The organism is Streptomyces hilarionis (assembly GCF_024539675.1).
Taxonomy (GTDB): Bacteria; Actinomycetota; Actinomycetes; order Streptomycetales; family Streptomycetaceae; genus Streptomyces; species Streptomyces hilarionis.
The window spans coordinates 64,135-84,855 of sequence record NZ_JAHHIT010000047.1 but is presented as its reverse complement, the minus strand read 5'-3'; the positions used below and the strand labels follow the sequence as shown (position 1 = coordinate 84,855).

13 protein-coding genes are annotated in these 20,721 nt (G+C 72.6%); 5 read left to right on the top strand and 8 right to left on the bottom strand.

What is annotated here, in order from left to right:
- The first annotated feature begins 178 nt into the window (after window positions 1-178).
- The 3 genes from KMS84_RS11625 to KMS84_RS11615 all read left to right on the top strand — a co-directional run bounded on the left by KMS84_RS11625 (window position 179) and on the right by KMS84_RS11615 (window position 3,347).
- The gene (locus KMS84_RS11625; protein WP_256916072.1) at window positions 179-607 is read left to right on the top strand and encodes a MerR family transcriptional regulator; all 429 of its coding nucleotides are present in this window, start codon (window positions 179-181) and stop codon (window positions 605-607) included.
- Window positions 604-936 carry a thioredoxin family protein gene (locus KMS84_RS11620; RefSeq protein WP_308287963.1) on the top strand — a complete coding sequence of 111 codons (333 nt, stop codon included), beginning with the start codon at window positions 604-606 and terminating at the stop codon, window positions 934-936. Before KMS84_RS11625 ends, KMS84_RS11620 begins: the two co-directional genes overlap by 4 nt.
- A 119-nt stretch (window positions 937-1,055) precedes the next feature.
- Window positions 1,056-3,347 carry a HelD family protein gene (locus KMS84_RS11615; protein ID WP_256916071.1) on the top strand — a complete coding sequence of 764 codons (2,292 nt, stop codon included), beginning with the start codon at window positions 1,056-1,058 and terminating at the stop codon, window positions 3,345-3,347.
- Window positions 3,348-3,443: 96 nt separating this feature from the next.
- On the opposite strand, the gene glgB is transcribed toward KMS84_RS11615, so the two are convergent.
- From glgB to KMS84_RS11595, 4 genes are all read right to left on the bottom strand, one after another.
- A complete protein-coding gene (gene glgB, locus KMS84_RS11610; RefSeq protein WP_256916070.1) occupies window positions 3,444-5,774 on the bottom strand; it encodes a 1,4-alpha-glucan branching enzyme in 2,331 nt (776 codons plus the stop codon).
- A 13-nt stretch (window positions 5,775-5,787) separates the two neighbouring features.
- A complete protein-coding gene (locus KMS84_RS11605; RefSeq protein ID WP_256916069.1) occupies window positions 5,788-7,182 on the bottom strand; it encodes a maltokinase N-terminal cap-like domain-containing protein in 1,395 nt (464 codons plus the stop codon).
- An 87-nt stretch (window positions 7,183-7,269) separates the two neighbouring features.
- Window positions 7,270-8,970 carry a maltose alpha-D-glucosyltransferase gene (treS, locus tag KMS84_RS11600; RefSeq protein ID WP_256916068.1) on the bottom strand — a complete coding sequence of 567 codons (1,701 nt, stop codon included), beginning with the start codon at window positions 8,968-8,970 and terminating at the stop codon, window positions 7,270-7,272.
- Window positions 8,967-11,243, bottom strand: coding sequence for an alpha-1,4-glucan--maltose-1-phosphate maltosyltransferase (locus KMS84_RS11595; protein WP_256916067.1), 2,277 nt, complete (start codon window positions 11,241-11,243; stop codon window positions 8,967-8,969). The genes treS and KMS84_RS11595 overlap by 4 nt, the downstream gene beginning before the upstream one ends.
- Window positions 11,244-12,099: 856 nt before the next feature.
- Here KMS84_RS11595 and glgP point away from each other — a divergent pair.
- A complete protein-coding gene (glgP, locus tag KMS84_RS11590; RefSeq protein WP_256916066.1) occupies window positions 12,100-14,724 on the top strand; it encodes an alpha-glucan family phosphorylase in 2,625 nt (874 codons plus the stop codon).
- A 111-nt stretch (window positions 14,725-14,835) separates the two neighbouring features.
- On the opposite strand, the gene KMS84_RS11585 is transcribed toward glgP, so the two are convergent.
- A complete protein-coding gene (locus KMS84_RS11585) occupies window positions 14,836-15,459 on the bottom strand; it encodes a hypothetical protein (protein WP_256916065.1) in 624 nt (207 codons plus the stop codon).
- A 519-nt stretch (window positions 15,460-15,978) separates the two neighbouring features.
- Entirely contained in the window at window positions 15,979-16,686 is a 708-nt protein-coding gene (locus tag KMS84_RS11580) for a Crp/Fnr family transcriptional regulator (RefSeq protein WP_256916064.1), read from the bottom strand.
- Between the two features lie 332 nt (window positions 16,687-17,018).
- On the opposite strand from KMS84_RS11580, the gene KMS84_RS11575 reads away from it, so the two are divergent.
- Window positions 17,019-18,194, top strand: coding sequence for a hypothetical protein (locus tag KMS84_RS11575; RefSeq protein ID WP_256916063.1), 1,176 nt, complete (start codon window positions 17,019-17,021; stop codon window positions 18,192-18,194).
- 31 nt (window positions 18,195-18,225) lie between these two features.
- Here KMS84_RS11575 and KMS84_RS11570 read toward each other — a convergent pair whose 3' ends face one another.
- Window positions 18,226-18,744, bottom strand: a complete 519-nt coding sequence (locus tag KMS84_RS11570) for a DUF1990 domain-containing protein (RefSeq protein ID WP_256916062.1) — start codon at window positions 18,742-18,744, stop codon at window positions 18,226-18,228.
- Window positions 18,745-18,815: 71 nt separating this feature from the next.
- The gene (locus tag KMS84_RS11565; RefSeq protein ID WP_256916061.1) at window positions 18,816-20,480 is read right to left on the bottom strand and encodes a M4 family metallopeptidase; all 1,665 of its coding nucleotides are present in this window, start codon (window positions 20,478-20,480) and stop codon (window positions 18,816-18,818) included.
- Window positions 20,481-20,721: the final 241 nt, after the last annotated feature.

Here is a 20,721-nt window from a genome sequence, read left to right as displayed (position 1 = left end):
CCCCCGTGGCTCGGCCGCCCGGTTTCCCGTCCCCCCCCGTCCCGCTCCGCCCGGCCCGGTGCCGGGCTTTTCCCGTTCCCCGGTTCTTTCGTTCTCCCGTTCCCGGAAATGCCGGCCCGCGAGGACGGGAGAGGGAGGTGTTGCCTTGACGTCGGCGTCAAGCCGTACCTTCGAGGGCATGCGCATCGGAGAGCTGGCCGCGCGGGCCGGGACGACGACCCGGACGCTGCGGTACTACGAGTCCCGGGGGCTGCTCCCCGCCCGGCGGAGCGACAACGGCCACCGGACCTACGACGAGGACGACCTGAGGCTGCTGCGGCAGATCAGGACGCTCCAGGACTTCGGGTTCGACCTGGAGGAGACCCGGCCCTTCGTGGAGTGTCTGCGGGCCGGACACCCCGAGGGCGACTCCTGCCCGGCCTCGCTGGCGGTCTACCGGCGCAAGCTGTCGGAGCTCGACGAGCTGATCGGCGAGCTGCGGGCGGTGCGCGCCCAGGTCGGCGAGCAGCTGGTCAGGGCCGAGCGGGCGCGGGACGAGCTGGCGGCCGATGCGACGGTTCCGGGAGGTCCGGATCCGGTGTGCGAACTGGGAGGGCAGACGCGGTGATCAAGGCCGACGGTGTGGCGGAAGTGACGGACGCGGACTTCGCGGCGGAGGTGCTCGGGGCGCAGGGGCCGGTGCTGGTGGAGTTCACCGCCGACTGGTGCCCGCCGTGCCGTCAGATGGGGCCGGTGCTGACCGCGCTCGCCGCCGAGGAGGGCGAGCGGCTGAAGGTGGTGCAGCTGGACGTGGACACGAACCCCGCGACGACCAACGCCTACCAGGTGCTGTCGATGCCGACGTTCATGGTGTTCCGGTCCGGCGAGCCCGTGAAGGCGATGGTGGGGGCCCGGCCGAAGCGGCGGCTGCTCGAGGAACTGGCCGACGTGCTGTAACCCCGCCGGAAACAGGGAAATCCCCCGAGCAATTGCGCTCGGGGGATTTCTCTGCGTATATTCGTTGATTCGCGACTCGATGGAAATCAGGTCGCAAAGGAGCTCAGTGAGCACAGTATATGCGGGCGGGAGTGGAATTGTCAAACACCGACTTTCCTGACAGTGAATTGCGGCACGAACAGGAATTCATCGACGGGCTGTACGCGCGCGTGGACGCCCTGCGCGGGGACACCGAGGCGGGCGTCACCGACGCCCTCGCCCAGGGGGACAAGCCCATGCAGGCCCGCCTGGAGCGGGACATCCTCGTCGCCGAACGCTCCGGGCTCCTGGCCGCCCTGAACGCCGTGGACGGCTCCCTGTGCTTCGGCCGCATCGACCTCGCCTCGGGCACGAACCACCACATCGGCCGCATCGGCCTGCGCACCGACGACGCCGAACGCACCCCCCTCCTCATCGACTGGCGGGCCGACGTCGCGCGCCCGTTCTACCTGGCCACCGGCCACACCACGATGGGGCTGCGCCGGCGCCGGCACCTCACCACCGAGGGCCGCCGGGTCACCGCCCTGCACGACGAGATCCTCGACCTCGGCGACACCACCCGCACCGGCCACGAGGACCCCACCGGCGACGCCGTGCTGCTCGCCGCCCTCGACTCCGCGCGCACCGGCCGGATGAGCGACATCGTCCAGACCATCCAGGCCGAGCAGGACGAGATCATCCGGGCCCCGCACCGCGGGGTGCTGGTGGTGGAGGGCGGTCCCGGCACGGGCAAGACGGCCGTCGCCCTGCACCGGGCCGCCTACCTCCTCTACGAGCACCGCGAGCTGCTCGCCAAGCGGGCCGTCCTCATCGTCGGCCCGAACCCCGCCTTCCTCGGCTACATCGGCGAGGTGCTGCCCGCGCTCGGCGAGACCGGCGTGCTGCTCTCCACGGTCGGCGAACTGTTCCCCGGCGTCAGGGCCACGGCGACCGACACCCGCGAGGCGGCCGCGGTCAAGGGCCGCGCCGACATGGCGGACGTGCTCGCCGACGTCGTCCGCGACTGGCAGGCGCTGCCCGACCCGGTGATCGCCATCGAGCACGACCGCGAGATCCTGATGCTCGACGACGGGCTGGTGAAGATGGCCCGCGAGCGCACCCGCGCCGCGAACCTCCCGCACAACGTGGCCCGTGAGCACTTCGAGGGCCACATCCTCAACACCCTCACCGACATGGTCGCCGAACGCATCGGCACCGATCCGTTCGACGGCACGAACCTGCTGGACCCGAGCGACATCACCCAGATCCGCGACGAACTCGCCGAGAACCCCGAGGTCTGGGCCGCCGTCGACCAGCTGTGGCCGCGCCTGACCCCGCAGCGCCTGGTCGCCGACTTCCTCGCCGACCCGGTGGGCTACGTCTCCGACGACGACGCGGCCGTCATCCGCCGCCCCCTCACCCGGGCGTGGACGGTGGCGGACGTCCCGCTGCTGGACGAGGCCGCCGAACTGCTCGGCGTGGACGAGCGCGTGGCGCGGGCGCTGGCCGAGCGGGAGCGCGAGACGCAGGTCGCCTACGCCCAGGGCGTCCTGGACGTCTCCTACGCCTCGCGCACCTACGAGTTCGACGACAAGGACGAGGAGGACTCCGAGGTCCTGTCCGCCCACGACATCATCGACGCCGAACGGTTCGCCGAACGGCACGAGGAGGACGACCACCGCAGCGCCGCCGAGCGCGCGGCGGCCGACCGGACCTGGGCGTTCGGGCACATCATCGTCGACGAGGCGCAGGAGCTGTCGCCGATGGCGTGGCGGCTGCTGATGCGGCGCTGCCCCACCCGCTCGATGACGCTGGTCGGCGACCCGGCGCAGACCGCGGAGGCGGCGGGCGTCGGCTCCTGGGACCGGATCCTGGGGCCGTACGTCCAGGACCGCTGGGAGCACACCCGCCTGGGCGTCAACTACCGCACCCCGGCCGAGATCATGGAGGTCGCCGCCGCGGTGGTGCGCGCCGAACGCCCGGACTTCGCGCCGCCGAGCTCCGTGCGGTCGACGGGGGCACGGCCGTGGGCGCGCGCGACCGGCGACCTGGCCGAGGCGGTCGCCGAGGCCGTCGGCGAGCTGACGCCCGCCGAGGGCCGGCTCGCCGTCATCGCCCCGCGCGACCTGCACCGCAGGCTCGCGGCGCGGCTGGACGGGATCACCGCGGGCGCGGAGCCGGACCTGACGCAGCCGGTCGTCCTGCTGGACCCCCGGCAGTCGAAGGGCCTGGAGTTCGACTCCGTGCTGGTGGTGGAGCCGGCGCGGTACGGCACCAGCGACCTGTACGTGGCGCTGACCCGTGCCACCCAGCGGCTCGGGGTCCTGCACAGCCGGCCGCTGCCCAAGCCTCTGGCCGACACCCTCGCGCGCCGGGCCCCCACCGGGACCTGACGCCCGTCTCCGCGCGCCGGGAGCGGGTCGCCGGGTGCGGTCCGCCGGGAGCGGGTCGCGCCCGGCGTCCCGCTCCCGGGCGTCGGCGGGCGGGGCTCAGGCCGGGCGGAGCCAGATCGTCGCCAGCGGGGGCAGGGTCAGGCGGACGGTCGCCGGGTGGCCGTGGCGGCCCTGCGGCTCCGGCTTGACCGGGTCGGGACCGGTGACACCGCTGCCCCCGTACCCGGACGCGTCGGTGTTCAGCGCCTCGTGCCAGGCCGGCACGTCGTCGGGGACGCCCAGGAGGTAGTCGTGGCGCACGACGGGCGACAGATTGCTGACGCACAGCAGCGGGGAGCCCTCGCCGTCGTGGCGCAGGAACGCGAAGACGTTGTCCTCGGCCGCGTCGCCGACCACCCACGCGAAGCCGGCCGGGTCGGTGTCCAGCTGCCAGAGCGCGGGCGTCGCCCGGTAGACGGCGTTGAGGTCGCGCACGAGGTCCCGCACGCCCCGGTGGTCCGCCTCGGCCCCGTAGGCCGGGTCCAGCAGCCACCAGTCGGGGCCGTGCGTCTCCGACCACTCCGCGCCCTGCGCGAACTCCTGGCCCATGAACAGCAGTTGCTTGCCCGGGTGGGCCCACATGAAGGCCAGGTAGGCCCGCAGACCGGCCCGCTGCTGCCACCAGTCGCCGGGCATCTTCGACACCAGCGAACGCTTGCCGTGCACCACCTCGTCGTGCGAGATGGGCAGCACGTAGTTCTCGCTGTACGCGTACACCATCGAGAACGTCATCTCGTGGTGGTGGTACCTGCGGTGCACCGGCTCGTGGCTCATGTAGTCCAGCGAGTCGTGCATCCAGCCCATGTTCCACTTCAGCCCGAAGCCGAGCCCGCCGAACCCGCTCGGCCCCGGCTGGTCGGTGGCCCGCGTGACGCCGTCCCAGGCGGTGGACTCCTCCGCGACGGTGACGACGCCGGGACTGCGGCGGTACACGGTCGCGTTCATCTCCTGGAGGAAGGCCACCGCGTCCAGGTTCTCCCGTCCGCCGTGCTCGTTCGGGGTCCACTGGCCGGGCTCGCGCGAATAGTCGAGGTAGAGCATCGAGGCGACGGCGTCCACCCGCAGCCCGTCGATGTGGAACTCCTCGCACCAGTACACCGCGTTGGCCACCAGGAAGTTGCGCACCTCGCGCCGGCCGAAGTCGAACTCCAGCGTTCCCCAGTCGGGGTGCGCGGCCCGCAGCGGGTCCTCGTGCTCGTACAGCGGACGCCCGTCGAACTCGGCGAGGGCCCACTCGTCGCGCGGGAAGTGCGCCGGCACCCAGTCCATCAGGACGCCGATGCCGGCCCGGTGCAGGGCGTCCACCAGGTACTTGAAGTCGTCCGGTGTGCCCAGCCGGGCCGTCGGCGCGTAGAAGCCGGTGACCTGGTAGCCCCAGGAGCCGCCGAACGGATGCTCGGCGACCGGCATCAGCTCGACGTGCGTGAAGCCCAGGTCCTTGACGTAGGCGGGCAGCTGGTCGGCGAGCTGGCGATAGGTGAGGCCGGGCCGCCAGGACGGCAGGTGGACCTCGTACACGGAGAACGGGGCCTGGTGCACGGGTATCGCGGCCCGCCGCGCCAGCCACTCCTCGTCGCCCCACTCGTGGTGCGAGGCGGTCACGATCGACGACGTCGCCGGCGGCACCTCGGTGCGCCGGGCCATCGGGTCGGCGCGCAGCGTGTGCGAGCCGTCGGGCCGGGTGATGTCGAACTTGTACAGCTCGCCCTCGCCGATCCCGGGCACGAACAGCTCCCACACGCCGGTCGCGCCGAGCGAACGCATGGGGAACCCCGTCGGGTCCCAGAAGTTGAAGGAGCCGGCCACCCGCACACCGCGCGCGTTCGGGGCCCACACCGAGAAGCTGGTGCCGCTCACCCCCTGGTGGACCCGCGGATGCGCGCCGAGCACCGTCCACAGTTCCTCGTGCCGGCCCTCGCCGATCAGGTGCAGGTCCAGCTCGCCCAGCGTGGGCAGGAATCGGTAGGCGTCCTCGGTCTCCACGGTCGCGTCGTCGTAGGCCACGAGCAGCCGGTAGTCCGGGACCTCGGTCAGGGGCAGCAGGCCGGAGAAGAAGCCGTCGCCGTCGTCCCGGAGCTCGGCGCGCAGTTCGCCCGCCAGCACCGTGACGGAGCGCGCGTACGGGCGCAGCGCCCGGAAGACGACCCCGCCGGGGACCGGATGCGCGCCGAGCACCGCGTGCGGGGCGTGATGGGACCCGTGCAGCAGGCGCTCGCGGTCGACGGCGTCCGGCACGGGCGACACCGCCGGAGCGGGGGACGGGTCCGGGCCGCCGGACGGGACCGGACCGTCGGACGTGGCCGGACCGTCGGACGTGGCCGGCGCGGGGCCGGCGGCGGGCTTGTCGTTCTTCCCGTCGGCCTTCTTGACCTTCTTCGGGGGAGTCACGTGCGGAGCCTCCTCAAGGCAGGTCGGGGGCGGCGAGGCGGTGTATCGCGGACAGGGGGACGGGCAGCCACTCGGGACGGTGCCGGGCCTCGTAGACGACCTCGTAGACCGCCTTGTCCGTCTCGTAGGCCCGCAGCAGCACGGGGTCGGTGCGCGGGTCCGCGCCCGCCGCGTCGGCGTACCCGGAGCAGTAGGCGGCCCGGCAGGCCTGCGCCCAGCCGGGGTCCGGCGGGCTCGCCGAGTGGGCCGCGTAGTCGAAGGAGCGCAGCATGCCGGCCACGTCCCGCACGGTCGGCTGCGGCATCCGCCGCTCGGCCAGCGGGCGGGCCGGCTCCCCCTCGAAGTCGATCAGCGTCCACTCGCCGGCGGAGGTGCGCAGGCACTGCCCGAGGTGCAGGTCCCCGTGGACGCGCTGAGCGGTCCAGGTGCGGCCCTCGGCCGCGAGGTCCGCCAGGGCGGTGAAGGCGGTGCGCAGCGCCGGCGCGTAGGGGCGCAGGGCCGGCACCGCCTGTGCGGCCGCGTCGAGCCGCTCGGTCATGCCGTCCACCATCGGCGCCGCCTGGGCCGGCCCCAGCGTCGCGGTGGGCAGCGCCCGCGCCAGGGCCCCGTGCACCTCGGCCGTGGCGCGGCCCAGCGCCCGGGCCTCGGCGACGAAGTCCTCGCCCTTTTCCAGCTCCCGCAGTGCCAGCTCCCACCCGTCCGCCGCGCCCTGTAGATACGGCTGGAGCACGCCCAGGACGTAGGTCCCGTCCTCGCCCCGGCCGTCACCGCTCTCGCCCAGGTCGGCCTGGAGCCAGGCCGTCGGCGCGGGCACCCGGGCGCAGCCCTCGCGGGCCAGCGCCAGCGGCAGCTCCAGGTCGGGGTTGACGCCGGGCACGACCCGGCGCAGGAGCTTGAGAATGAACGTATCTCCAAAGACGACGGACGAATTCGACTGCTCGCCCGTGAGCCGGCGCGGGACCAGTCCCGACCGGATCTCCTGCCCCGGGTCCCGGTCGAAGCGCAGCGCCCCGATCCGGGCCCGGGTGCGCATCGCCTCCAGCAGCACCTCGGCGGGCCGGGCGTCGTACAGCGCGTCGAAGACGGTCCGCCCGGCCAGCGGCCCCCCGGTCACGTGCCCGATCAGCGCGGGGGCCAGCCGGGGCGGCAGCGCCTCGCGGACGCCGAGGAGCAGCTGGTAGCAGTCGCCCGGGCCCGGGCCCTGACGGGCGCGCACCAGCAGGTGGTAGAGCCCGAGCCGGGAGTCGGCCGGCAGCAGCTCGGTGGCCGCCACCAGCGAGAACCCGGTGATCGGACGCCCCTTGCCGGCGAACCAGCGCTGCCGTGGCAGCCACTCGCGCAACAGGGGATCCAGCGACCCCAGGAGGCCGGGGACTGTCTTGCCGGAGAGCGTGACCGTTTCCGCCATGGCGTCGCATTCCTTTCCCCGCGGGGGTCGGGGTGTTACTCATGCGTGCCCCGGGCGGAGCAGGGGAAACCGCCCCGCCCCGGGGTACTAGGGGGTGTCCTTGCGCAGCCGGAACCAGTAGAAGCCGTGCCCGGCCAGCGTCAGCAGGTAGGGCAGCTCGCCGACCGCCGGGAAGCGCACTCCGCCGAAGAGCTCCACCGGGTAGCGCCCGTTGAAGCGGCTGAGGTTGAGTTCGGTGGGCTGTGCGAAGCGTGAGAAGTTGTGCACGCACAGGACCAGGTCGTCCTCGTGTTCGCGCAGGAAGGCGAGGACGGCGGGGTTGGAGGAGGGCAGTTCGGTGTAGGTGCCCAGGCCGAAGGCGTGGTTCTGCTTGCGGATCTCGATCATGCGGCGGGTCCAGTGCAGCAGTGAGGAGGGCGACGACATCGACGCCTCGACGTTGGTGACCTGGTAGCCGTAGACGGGGTCCATGATGGTGGGCAGGGAGAGGCGGCCGGGGTCGCAGGAGGAGAAGCCGGCGTTGCGGTCGGGGGTCCACTGCATGGGGGTGCGCACGGCGTCGCGGTCGCCGAGCCAGATGTTGTCGCCCATGCCGATCTCGTCGCCGTAGTAGAGGATCGGCGAGCCGGGCAGGGACAGCAGCAGTGCGGTGAACAGCTCGATCTGGTTGCGGTCGTTGTCGAGGAGGGGCGCGAGGCGGCGGCGGATGCCGATGTTGGCGCGCATGCGCGGGTCTTTGGCGTATTCGGCGTACATGTAGTCGCGCTCTTCGTCGGTGACCATCTCGAGGGTCAGCTCGTCGTGGTTGCGCAGGAAGATGCCCCACTGGCAGTTCGCGGGGATGGCGGGGGTCTTGGCGAGGATCTCGGAGACGGGGTAGCGCGACTCGCGGCGCACGGCCATGAAGATGCGCGGCATGACGGGGAAGTGGAACGCCATGTGGCACTCGTCGCCGCCGGAGGCGTAGTCGCCGAAGTAGTCCACGACGTCCTCGGGCCACTGGTTGGCCTCCGCCAGGATCACCGTGTCGGGATAGGCGGCGTCGATCTCCTTGCGGACCCGCTTGAGGAACTCGTGCGTCGCGGGGAGGTTCTCGCAGTTCGTGCCCTCCTCGGCGTACAGGTAGGGCACGGCGTCGAGGCGGAAGCCGTCGATGCCCAGGTCCAGCCAGAACCGCAGCGCGGAGATCATCTCCTCCTGGACGGCCGGGTTCTCGTAGTTGAGGTCGGGCTGGTGGGAGAAGAAGCGGTGGAAGAAGTACTGCTTGCGGACGGGGTCGAAGGTCCAGTTGGAGACCTCGGTGTCGACGAAGATGATGCGGGCGTCGCCGTACTGCTTGTCGTCGTCGGCCCACATGTAGTAGTCGCCGTAGGGGCCGTCGGGGTCCTTGCGGGACTCCTGGAACCACGGGTGCTGGTCGCTGGTGTGGTTCATGACGAAGTCGATGATGACGCGCATGCCGCGCTGGTGGGCGGCGTCGACGAACTCGACGAAGTCGGCGAGGTCGCCGAACTCGGGCAGGACCGCGGTGTAGTCGGAGACGTCGTAGCCGCCGTCGCGCAGGGGCGACTTGAAGAAGGGCGGCAGCCAGAGGCAGTCGACGCCGAGCCATTGCAGGTAGTCGAGTTTGGCGGTGATGCCCTTGAGGTCGCCGACGCCGTCGCCGTTGCTGTCCTGGAACGAGCGGACGAGGACTTCGTAGAAGACGGCGCGCTTGAACCACTCGGGGTCGCGGTCCTTGGCGGGGGTGTCCTCGAAGGTGTCCGGAACGGGCTCGTTGACGATCATGATGTGGGTGACCCTCCGATCTGCGGGTTGGACGGTCGCAGGACGGTGAACACGTGCGCGGGCCGGGTGCCCGGTTCGAGGCGCACGTAGTTGGCCCTGCCCCAGTGATAGGTCTCGCCGGTCAGCTCGTCGCGCACCGGCGCGGACTCGTGCCAGTCCAGGCCGAGTTGCGGCATGTCCAACGACACCGTCGCCTCCTGGGTGTGGTGGGGGTCGAGGTTGACGACCACCAGAACCGTGTTCGAGCCGCTCCTCTTCGAGTAGGCGATCACCGCTTCCTGGTCGGTGTGGTGGAAGCGCAGATTGCGCAGCCGGTGCAGGGCCGGGTGGGCCCGCCGGATCTCGTTGAGCCTCGTGATCAGCGGGGCCAGGCTGCGGCCCTCGCGCTCGGCCGCCTCCCAGTCACGCGGCTTGAGCTGGTACTTCTCCGAGTCCAGGTACTCCTCGCCGCCCTCCCGCAGCGGCGCGTTCTCGCACAGCTCGTAACCGCTGTAGAGACCCCAGGTGGGGGAGAGGGTCGCGGCCAGCACGGCCCGGATCTCGAAGGCGGGCCGGCCGCCGTGCTGCAGATAGGCGTGCAGGATGTCCGGTGTGTTGGGGAAGAAGTTGGGCCGCATGTAGGAGGCGGCCTCCCCCGAGAGTTCGGTGAGGTACTCCGTCAGTTCCTGCTTGGTGTTGCGCCAGGTGAAGTAGGTGTAGGACTGCTGGAAGCCGATCTGGCCGAGCGTGTGCATCATCGCCGGGCGGGTGAAGGCCTCGGCGAGGAAGATCACGTCCGGGTCGGCCCCGTTCACCTCGCCGATGACCCGCTCCCAGAACACGACCGGCTTGGTGTGCGGGTTGTCCACCCGGAAGATCCGCACCCCGTACGACATCCAGTGCCGCAGCACCCGGACGGTCTCGGCGACCAGGCCGTCCATGTCCGCGTCGAACGCGATCGGGTAGATGTCCTGGTACTTCTTCGGCGGGTTCTCCGCGTAGGCGATCGTCCCGTCCGGGCGGTGGTGGAACCACTCCGGGTGTTTCTGCACCCAGGGGTGGTCGGGGGAGCACTGGAGGGCGAAGTCGAGGGCGATCTCCAGCCCCAGCTCCCGCGCCCGCTCCACGAACCACGCGAAGTCCTCCGGCGTGCCGAGATCCGGGTGGACGGCGTCGTGACCGCCCTCCGGCGAGCCGATCGCCCACGGCACGCCCACGTCGTCCGGTCCGGGATCGAGCGTGTTGTTGCGGCCCTTGCGGAACGTCGTGCCGATGGGATGGATCGGCGGGAGGTAGACGACGTCGAAGCCCATCTTCGCGATGGCCGGCAGACGGCGCGCGGCGGTGCGGAACGTGCCGTGCGGACGCTCGGGGGTCCCCTCCGAGCGCGGGAAGAACTCGTACCAGGACCCGTACAGGGCCCGCTCCCGCTCCACCAGCAGCGGCAGCGGCTCGCAGGCCGTCACCAGCTCACGCAGCGGATGCCGCTCCAGGACGGCGTCCACCTCGGGCGTCAGCGCCGCCGCCAGCCGGGAGACGGCCGGGCGGCCCTCGTCGCGCAGGGCCTCGGCGGCCGTCAGCACAGCGGTGCGGTCCGGCCCCTCGGGCGCTCCGGCGGCCGCCCGCTCGTACAGGCGCGCGCCCTCCTCCAGCACCGCTTCCGTGTCCATCCCGGCGGGGATCTTGATGCGGGCGTGGTGCCGCCACGTGGCGACCGGATCGCCCCAGGCCTCCACGGTGTAGGTCCAACGGCCCGGCGCGTGCGGGGTGACGTCCGCGCCCCACCGGTCCGTGCCGGGGGCGAGCTCGCGCATCGGGGTCCACGGTCCGCTCGCGCCGTCCGGATCCCGCAGGACGACGTTGGCCGCGACCGCGTCGTGGCCCTCGCGGAACACGGTGGCCGAGATCTCGAACGTCTCGCCGACGACCGCCTTGGCGGGCCGCCGCCCCTGCTGGACCAGGGGGCGGACGTCCAGGACGGGTATGCGCCCGACGGCGGTGGTGACGTGACCGTCCGTCGCGCTGCCGGCGCTCTCGGTGCTCGTGGCGGGCGCCGTCGCGGCCCGCTCGACGGGTTCGCCCGCGGCCACGCTCTTCGCGCGCTTGCCGTCCTGGCCGCCCTTGGCGCGCTTGCTGTCCTTGCCGCTCTTCGAGCTCTTGCCGCTTTTGGCGGCCTTGGCGCTCCTGGCGGCCTTGCTGTTCTCGCCGTCCTTGTCCTGAGGTCCGTTCCCGGCGTTCTCGCCGTTCTCGGTACGGGGCGTCGGGGGTGATGACGGGTGGTGCCTGGCTGGCATGACCGCTCCTGTCCGCATCAACGGGGGGTAGGCGGATGGATGTGGGGAGGTGGGTCCTGCTGGGGGAGTACCGGGGGAGCCTTCCACCCTATTCGGGTGCGCAATCCGGCGCTTTGTTAACTGCTTCCGCCTATGTCTTTACACAAGACATGCCACGTACGAGACGAACGCAGAGCCGCTTTCGGACGCCTGTCACATGAACGGTGGCATGTGCCGGAGGGTGTCCGGCGAACCGGGCCCCCGGCCGGACATCCTGCCGTGCACTGCCCCCGCGACCAGCGCTCGCGCCACCGGCGCGGGGGGTGACAGGGGCGGGCGGCCGGTGGCGCCGGCGCCCCCCGGGCAGACGGCCGGTTCTCGCCCCGCGGGCGTCGCCGGGACGCCGTCGGGCCGCCGGTGCCCGCCGGTGCGGCACGCGCGGGCGGGGTGGCGGCCCACGGCGCCCCGGTCGTCACGACCGCCGTCGGGCTCCCCGCCCGGAGCGGACGCCGCCTGCGCGTCCGTGCCATGATCCGCGTTCCCCTTCTCGGCTCGGCGCGCCCCGGCCCGGCCCGGACCCGCCGGGGGCAGCCTCTCGCGGTGCGCGAAGCGCCACAAGGCGGCCTTCGGGGAGAAACAGGGTTTTCGGCCCGTTGCGGCCCGCCCCGGCGACGGTGGGCCCGGGGGCGCCCCGCCCCTTGCGGCGTCCGCGATGCGCGCCCGACCGGGCCGAAAAACACCGGCCTCCACGGAAAAGCGGCGGCCCGCGGGCGGCCAGCCCTCAGCGAGGTCGACACCCGCGCCGGTACCGTTTCCGTAGACGTGGACGCACAGCGCCGTGTGTCCATCCAGCGAACGCGCAACGCCGAGGTGGAATGTGAAGGCGATCCGTCGATTCACCGTCCGACCCCTCCTCCCCGAACCTCTCCGACCGCTCAGCGACCTGTCCCGCAACCTGCGCTGGTCGTGGCACGCGGAGACCCGTGACCTCTTCCAGTCCGTCGACCCCGAGCGCTGGGCGCTCACGGAGGGCGACCCCGTGAGACTCCTCGGCAGCGTGCGCCCGGCACGTCTGGCCGAGCTCGCCGAGGACCGCCGCTTCCTGCGCCGGCTCGCCGCCGCAGCCGACGACCTGCACGACTACCGGACCGGCGACCGCTGGTACCAGGAGCAGCCCGCCTCCGCCGGACTGCCCGCCGCCATCGCCTACTTCTCGCCCGAGTTCGGCGTCACCGCCGCGCTGCCCCAGTACTCCGGCGGCCTCGGCATCCTCGCGGGCGACCATCTCAAGGCGGCCAGCGACCTGGGCGTCCCGCTGATCGGCGTGGGGCTGCTCTACCGGCACGGCTACTTCCGCCAGTCGCTGTCCCGGGACGGCTGGCAGCAGGAGCACTACCCCGTCCTCGACCCCAACGAGCTGCCGGTGACCCTGCTGCGGGAGGACGACGGCTCGCCCGCGCGCGTCTCCCTCGCCCTGCCGGGCGGCAAACGCCTCCACGCCCGTGTCTGGCTGGCCCAGGTCGGCCGGGTCCCGCTCCTCATGCTCGACTCCGACGTCGAGGAGAACGACTTCGGCGAGCGCGGGGTGACCGACCGGCTCTACGGCGGCGGCAGCGAGCACCGCCTGTTGCAGGAGATGCTGCTCGGCATAGGAGGTGTCCGCGCGGTACGCGCGTACTGCCGGCTCACCGGGCACCCGCGCCCGGAGGTGTTCCACACCAACGAGGGCCACGCCGGCTTCCTCGGCCTGGAGCGGATCGCCGAGCTCGCCGACGAGGGCCTCGACTTCGACTCCGCGCTGGAAGCGGTCCGCGCCGGGACGGTCTTCACCACCCACACCCCCGTCCCCGCCGGCATCGACCGCTTCGACCGCGAGCTCGTCGCCCGCCACTTCGGGCCCGACGCCGAACTGCCCCGCATGGACGTCGACCGCATCCTGCGGCTGGGCAGGGAGACCTACCCCGGCGGTGAGCCGAACCTCTTCAACATGGCCGTGATGGGCCTGCGGCTGGCCCAGCGCGCGAACGGGGTGTCGCTGCTGCACGGGCGCGTCAGCCGCGAGATGTTCTCCGGCCTGTGGCCCGGGTTCGACCCCGACGAGGTGCCGATCACGTCCGTCACCAACGGTGTGCACGCCCCCACCTGGGTGGCGCCCGAGGTGCTGCGCCTCGGGGCCCGCCAGATCGGCGCCCAGCGCGCCGAGGACGCCCTCAGCGTCGGCGGCTCGGAGCGCTGGGACTCGGTCGCCGACATCCCCGACCAGGACATCTGGGAGCTGCGCCGCGATCTGCGCGAACAGTTGGTGGTGGAGGTGCGCGAGCGCCTGCGCGCCTCCTGGCGGCAACGCGGCGCGGGCACGGCCGAGCTGGGCTGGATCGACGGCGTCCTCGACCCGGACGTCCTCACCATCGGCTTCGCCCGCCGGGTCCCCTCGTACAAGCGGCTGACGCTGATGCTGCGGGACCGCGACCGGCTCAGGGATCTGCTGCTGCACGCGGAGCGGCCGATCCAGATCGTCGTCGCGGGCAAGGCGCACCCGGCGGACGACGGCGGGAAGCGCCTGGTCCAGGAACTGGTCCGGTTCACCGACGACCCGCGCGTGCGGCACCGCATCGTCTTCCTGCCCGACTACGGCATGGCGATGGCGCAGAAGCTGTACCCCGGCTGCGACATCTGGCTGAACAACCCGCTGCGCCCGCTGGAGGCCTGCGGCACGTCCGGAATGAAGGCGGCCCTGAACGGCTGTCTCAACCTCTCCGTCCTGGACGGCTGGTGGGACGAGTGGTTCCAGCCCGACTTCGGCTGGGCGATCCCCACCGCGGACGGCGCCGGCACGGACGTCGACCACCGTGACGACATCGAGGCGGCGGCCCTGTACGACCTCCTCGAGCAGCGGATCGCACCGCGGTTCTACGAACGCGGGCGGCAGGGCCTGCCCGACCGCTGGATCGAGATGGTCCGCCGCACGCTCGGCCTGCTCGGCCCGAAGGTCCTCGCGGGGCGCATGGTCCGCGAGTACGTCGAACGGCTCTACGCGCCGGCCGCCCACGCGCACCGGACGATGACCCCCGACACCTCGCGCGAACTCGCCGGCTGGAAGCAGCGGGTGCGCTCCTCCTGGCACGCCGTGCGGGTGGACCACGTCGAGACGTCGGTGGCCGCGACCACCGCCGAACTCGGCACGACCCTCGCGCTCCGGGTGCGCGTGGGCCTCGGCGACCTGACCCCCGACGACGTCGAGGTGCAGGCCGTCTCGGGCCGGGTCGACGAGGAGGACCGCATCACGGACGCCGCGTCGGTCCCGCTCAAGCCGACCGGCGGCCCGGACCTGGAGGGCCGCTGGGTCTACGAGGGCCCGCTCTCCCTGGACCGCACCGGCCCGTTCGGCTACACCGTCCGCATCCTGCCGGCCCACCGGCTGCTGGCGTCCGGCGCGGAGCTGGGGCTCGTGGAGGTGCCGTCGGAGGAGGCGGTCGAGGGCGCGGGCGTGCTGCTGCGCTGACCGCCGGGGGCGTCCGACACATGCCCGCGGCGTCGCGGCGACCCGCGCGCGCCCTCGCCGTGTCGACGCCCCCAAGGCCTGTCGTTCGGATCGTGTCGGCGTCGCGGGGTCCTAGCAGACGTCCCAGAAGGCGGCCGCGGGGCTCTGCCTCCGGCGCCACTGCGCGGTCGCGTCCCGCAGGGCGGTGTTCCGCGCCCAGGCGGGGAGGGCGGGCTCGGGCGGACGCCCGGCGCCCGGCCTCCCCCGGCTGTCGGCCACCGCCAGGTCGTGGACGTCCTTGGGACGCCGCAGCACGTCCTTCCAGCGCAGCGTGTCGGACAGCGAGAGGAACCTGATCCCCTCGATGACCTCCGCGCTTTCGATGATGCGGTCCACCGGGCCGAACAGCTTGGGGAACCACGCGTTGAGGATCTCGATCCGCTGGTCGGCGAGACCCACCGACAGGACCGTGCCCCGCCCGTAGGGGGCGGGCACGGGGGTGGCGAGCGTGCGGGCCCGCCGCCAGCCGGCCCCGCGTGCGACGACGTCGAGGTCGGAGACGTGGTCGCGCAGCCCGCGGACGAACAGGGGCGCGCTGCCCGCCACGACGAAATCGTCCCGTGGCAGCCCGAGCGCCCGCAGGCGCTGGAAGTGGTCGTTCCGCAGCCGGTCCCGCATCACCGGACACACGGGTGGCGCCTCGCTCCGCCGATCACGCGGGCGGTGGTCGAGTTCCGGGCGTCCGGTGCTGTTCATGCCCCTAGCCCCGCAGGGCGCGGGAGGAGGGAGTAAGCGGGCGGAGGGGCGAGGGGATGAGCGGGGGAATGGCAGCGTCCGCTACCGGACCTCTGACACACGACGTGCACAGTTCAGCAGTCACAACGTCTCCCGTGAGCCTGGTTGCCGAGCCCTGCGTGGTGACCGACGGCCACGCCCTGGTAGGAGGCGTGTTTGACGCGTCGTCGCACGACTGACCACGGTACGTTCCGTCGCCCGCCGGGACCAACACCGCGCCGCCGCCGGGCAAAGAGACGACAAGGCCGCCGAACCATGTCATCCGACGTAGTTCCGGGAGCGGCGACGCGTCTAGGCTGGTCGAATCGTTCGGGAGTCTCTTTGCCGAGCCCTCGTCCGATGACCGCGCAGGCAGGCTGCGGGGGTGGTAGCCCGCAGTTTTGCCTGCGTTCGGCCTACCCCGGCCTCCTACGGACGGCGTAGGCCGGACCCGTCCCCGCCCGGGCCCGTCGACGGGCGGAGCCGGGCGGACCGCCGCGCTCAGGACTCGTGGGCGACCTCGGTCAGCGCGGCCCGGTCACGCAGCGTCAGCCGGCGATAGCCGCTCTCCAGCATCCCCGCCCGGCGGAACTCGCTGATCGCCCGGGCCACGGACACGGGCGAGGCCGACACCAGGGCGGCCAACTCGGCCTGCGTCAGGGCCATGTCGAGCACCGTGCCGCCGTCGTGCGGATGGCCGAGCGAGTCGGCCAGCTCCAGCAGGACGCGCGCCAGCCGCACCCGCACGCTGTAGGTGTGCACCTCGACGCGGGCCACGGTCGCCGAGCGCAGCTTGGCGGTGACCACCCGGAACAGGGCGGTGCCGAGGTCGGGGTGCTCCTCGGCGAGGTGGAAGAACGCGCGGTGGGACAGCCGCCAGGCGGTGACCCGGCCGGCCGGGGCCACCGTGGCCGACCGCAGCGGGGTCTTCTCCAGCGCCGAGAGCTCCCCGATGACGTCCCCCGGGTAGCGAATGGCGAGCAGGGTCTCCTGCCCCGACTCGGACGACGCCGACACCTTCGCGAGACCCGAGCGGATCACCAGCAGGTAGGAGGCCGGGTCCCCTTCCCGGAAGAGCAACTCGTCCGGCGCGTAGGACACAGGGGAGGCCGCGTCGAAGAGCGCCTGCCGCGCCTCCCGGGAGATCTGGCTCAGGTACGTGCCCGCCCGCCAGGTGTGCACCGGTTTCCACGGCTCGGCGTCGCCCATGCGTCCTCCCCTCCGCGCAGCCCCGATGATGGCAGGCCCCGGGGCGAATGGAGAAGGACGGGTGTGCCGCGAGGGGAACGTCACAGGTGCTCTTCAGGCCACCGCGTGCACCGGAGGCGGCCGCGCCGGCCCCGCCGGAGACGCGCCCGGCGAGGACGACCCGGATCGCGTTGCGGACTCCCCGCCGGCCCGGGCCCGGGTGGTGGAGATCGGCTGACGTGCCGTCAACCGCCCCTGGAGTGGGGGGCGGAACCGGACCCCCGGCCGGTCCCCGGACGCGCTGGCCTAGGCTGTGGCGTCCGGTGACCGACGTGGAGAGAGGCCGACGGAGCGTGTCCGACAGATCGCGCGAAGAGCACGGATCCGGTTCGCCCGAGGGGGACGGCGGTTCCCTGTCCGACGAGGAGTGGGCGAGGTTCGTCCAGGACAGCGCGCGGGGGATACCCGACTCCGCCCCCAAGGAGCCGTCCGCGCGGGCCCGGATGGTGACCGAGCGGCTGCGGCAGCAGGAGGCGCGGGGCGAGCTGCCGACGGGCTGGCGCAGCGGGCCGTCCGCGCAGGAGACGCGACGCAGGGCGACGCGCAGGCGGCGGCTGTGGGCGGTCGTCGGGCTGCCCGTCGCGGCGGCCCTGGCCGTCGTCGCGATGCGGCCCTCGCTGCTGCCCGGCGATCCCTTCGGCGGCCGGGACGCCGAGGCGGCCGTCCCGCCGCTGCCGGCGGAGACCGCGGCCCCGACCGCCGCGCCCGGCGCGGTCGACGCCCGCACGCCCACGCTGGAGCGGCCGTTCGCGGGATCTCCCGCGCTGCGCTGGGCGGACGGCGCCGCCGGCATCGTCGTGCCCGAGGCGGCTCCGGTCGGGACGCTGTCCAAGGCCCAGGTGGAGAAGGCGCTGCGGCAGAGCAGGCAGCTGCTGATCGACGCCAACCTCGACCCGGCGACCCTGCGCGGCGCCCGTCCGCGGGCCGCGCTCGCCGCGATCGACCCGCGGCAGAAGGACCTGCTGACCCTGCTGAACACCGCCCTGAGCAAGCCCGACGAGGCGCACGACCCGCTGTCGATGTTCAGCCGCTTCGACCCCCGGCGGCTGCGCCTGGTCGGCGAGGTGGTGAAGACGCGGGGACGGATGACGTTCACGGCGGGCGAGCACGCCTCCGTCGTCGTGCACGCCGACTACACCTTCGTCTACCCGGTGACCCGCGTCGGCGGGGACGCACCCGCCGAGGTCGCCCGCACCATCGTGCGGCGCGCGCTCGACCTCGAGTTCTCCGACCCGCGCAGGTACGCGGTCACGCCGGGCACGATCACGGTCGTCAGGTACGACCGCGACGTCGGCAACACCGCCTGCGACGTCCACGACGGCTTCCTGCATCCCTCGTTCCCGACGGCCGGGGCGACGGACGAGCCCACGGGCGCGGCGCCGAGCGGGCCGACCTCCGACCCCTACGACCGCAGCCGGGACCTGAGCGACCGCCGCGACGAGCCCTGCGGCGTGACGTCCCGCACCTGAGCCCCGCCGGGCCGGGCCGCCTTCTCCCCGGCTAGGACTCCTCGTCCGCGCACAGGCCCCGCAGCACCGTGCCGCAGCGGCGGGCGTAGGCCTGTTGCAGGCCCCTCGTGGCCGGGCCGCCGGCCCTCGCGTACCACTTGGCGGCCCGGCTGAAGGCGGAGACCGTCAGCCAGACCGTGCCGTCCCCGGTGCGGTCGACGACGAAGGACTCCTCGCCGGTCTCGGGGTGGCCGGGGAGGGTGCCGTAGGCCCAGCCGGCGCGCCGGTGCTCGTCCACCGTCCAGACCACCCGGCAGGGGGCCCGGACGATGCCGGCCAGGGTGACGGTGACGTCCACGTCCGGGGCCGCGCGGTCCGCGGAGGTCTCGACGCCGACGCCCAGGGCGCGGTGCATCTCCCACGTCATGACGGCCTGCGCGGCGCGGCGGAAGACCTCGTGGCCCTCGCCGATGCGGGTGCGGACGTGGAGGGGGTGGAACCCCGGGGGGCAGAAGCCCGGGCGGTCGCGGGTCGCGCCGACCTCGTCGTACGTGAAGTCCTTCGAAGACATGGGAGCCAAGAGTAGGGCGGCACCCGGGAGGTCCTCCTCCCGGGTGCCGCCCGTCACTCACTGCCGTGGCGTCAGCTGACGTTGACCGCCGACCAGGCCGCCGCGACCGCCTTGTACTCGGCGCTGGTGGAGCCGTACAGGGCGGAGGCCGCGCTCAGCGTCCCCGTCCGCGCCGACTTGTAGTTCGTCGTCGACGTGAAGTACGTGGTGAGCGCCTTGTACCAGATCTGAAGCGCCTTGTCGCGGCCGATGCCGGTGACCGTGGAGCCGTTGGACGTCGGCGAGTTGTAGGTCACGCCGTTGATCGTCTTCGAACCGCTGCCCTCGCTCAGGAGGTAGAAGAAGTGGTTCGCGACGCCGGACGAGTAGTGCACGTCCTTGTTGCCGACACCGGAGGACCAGGAGTCCGCCGAGCCGCCGTCCTTGCTGGGCTTGTCCATGTAGCGCAGCGGGCTGCCGTCGCCGTTGATGTCGATCTTCTCGCCGATGAGGTAGTCACCCTTGTCGGACGCGTTGTTGGCGTAGAACTCCACGCCGGTGCCGAAGATGTCCGAGGTGGCCTCGTTCAGACCGCCGGACTCGCCGGAGTAGTTCAGGCCCGCCGTGTTCGAGGTGACGCCGTGGCTCATCTCGTGGCCGGCCACGTCCAGCGAGGTGAGCGGGTGGTTGTTGCCGTCGCCGTCGCCGTACGTCATGCAGAAGCAGCTGTCGTCCCAGAACGCGTTGACGTACGCGTTGCCGTAGTGGACGCGGGAGTAGGCGGCGACGCCGTTGTTCTTGATGCCGCTGCGGCCGAACGTGGACTTGTAGAAGTCCCAGGTGACCTGCGCGCCGTAGGCGGCGTCCACGGCGGCCGTCTGGTCGGTGGCGGAGCTGGAGGCCGCGCCGGTGCCCCAGACGTCGTCCGCGTCGGTGAACAGGGTGCCCGCCGACGAGGAGGTGCCGTGCGACTTGTTGTACGTCTTGTGTCCGCCGCGCGTGCCGTCCGTCAGGTTGTACGTCGAGCCCGACTTGGTGGTGCCGAGGGTGACGGTGCCCGAGTACAGGCTCTTGCCGGTGCCGGTCTCGATGCCCTGGTACTCGTAGAGCTTCTTGCCGGTGGCCGCGTCGGTGATGACGTGCAGCTCGCTCGGGGTGCCGTCGTCCTGGAGACCGCCGACGACCGTCTCGAAGGCGAGGACCGGGGCGCCGTTGGCCGCCCAGATCACCTTGCGGGGGGCCTGGTCGGCCGAGGTGGACTCGGAGCCCACGGCCTTGGCGGCGGTGAGCGCCTGCTTCTCCGCCTTGGCGGGGGCGACCTTCGGGGTCAGCGTGGCCACCTTGATGGTGGCCGCGTTGGCCTTGGTGACGCCCTTGGCCGCGCCGGTGGCGGACTCGTGCACGACGAGGTCGCCGCCGAGGACCGGCAGGCCCGCGTAGGTGCGCTCGTAGCGGGTGTGGACGGTGCCGTCGGCGTCCTTGACGACGTCCTTGACGACGAGCTTCTCCTTCGCGCCGAGGCCTATGGCCTGGGCGGTCCCGGGTGCGTCGGCCTGCTGCTGCTTGATGAGCGTCGTGCGGGCGGCGGCCGACAGCTGGACCGGGGCGGCCGCCCGGACCGCCTTGGCGCCGGTCTCCGCCGGGGTCTGGGCGGCGGCGGTGCCGGTGGTCAGACCGGTGGTGACCAGGGCTCCGGCCGCGACGGCGGTGGCGATGGCCAGAGTGGTGCGCTTGTGACGCGCGTAGAGGGAGGTCACACAAGCTCCTTGGATGTGGGGGGTCCAGGCGGCGTGGGGCGGCCGCCCGAGACGGGTGTGAAGTTGTGCGGCGGGTGAAGGAAGACTGACATCAAGGCGCGTACATGTCAGGACCCCCAAGTGATGTTGGCCGAAACTCGACTGTCCGGTGAACATTGCCGGAATGTAAACCGCGTTGACCTCGGTCAAGGGCCAACAGGGCGCGGGCATACGGCCGGTAAAAACCGAGGGCGCCGTTCCG

Bases quoted from the DNA above. Each gene is read 5' to 3' on its own strand.
- KMS84_RS11585 (WP_256916065.1), bottom strand. From the start codon at position 15,459: ATGAACAGCACCGGACGCCCGGAACTCGACCACCGCCCGCGTGATCGG.
- KMS84_RS11580 (WP_256916064.1), bottom strand. From the start codon at position 16,686: ATGGGCGACGCCGAGCCGTGGAAACCGGTGCACACCTGGCGGGCGGGC.
- KMS84_RS11625 (WP_256916072.1), top strand. From the start codon at position 179: ATGCGCATCGGAGAGCTGGCCGCGCGGGCCGGGACGACGACCCGGACG.
- KMS84_RS11615 (WP_256916071.1), top strand. From the start codon at position 1,056: ATGCGGGCGGGAGTGGAATTGTCAAACACCGACTTTCCTGACAGTGAA.
- treS (WP_256916068.1), bottom strand. From the start codon at position 8,970: ATGATCGTCAACGAGCCCGTTCCGGACACCTTCGAGGACACCCCCGCC.
- KMS84_RS11605 (WP_256916069.1), bottom strand. From the start codon at position 7,182: ATGGCGGAAACGGTCACGCTCTCCGGCAAGACAGTCCCCGGCCTCCTG.
- KMS84_RS11595 (WP_256916067.1), bottom strand. From the start codon at position 11,243: ATGCCAGCCAGGCACCACCCGTCATCACCCCCGACGCCCCGTACCGAG.
- KMS84_RS11570 (WP_256916062.1), bottom strand. From the start codon at position 18,744: ATGTCTTCGAAGGACTTCACGTACGACGAGGTCGGCGCGACCCGCGAC.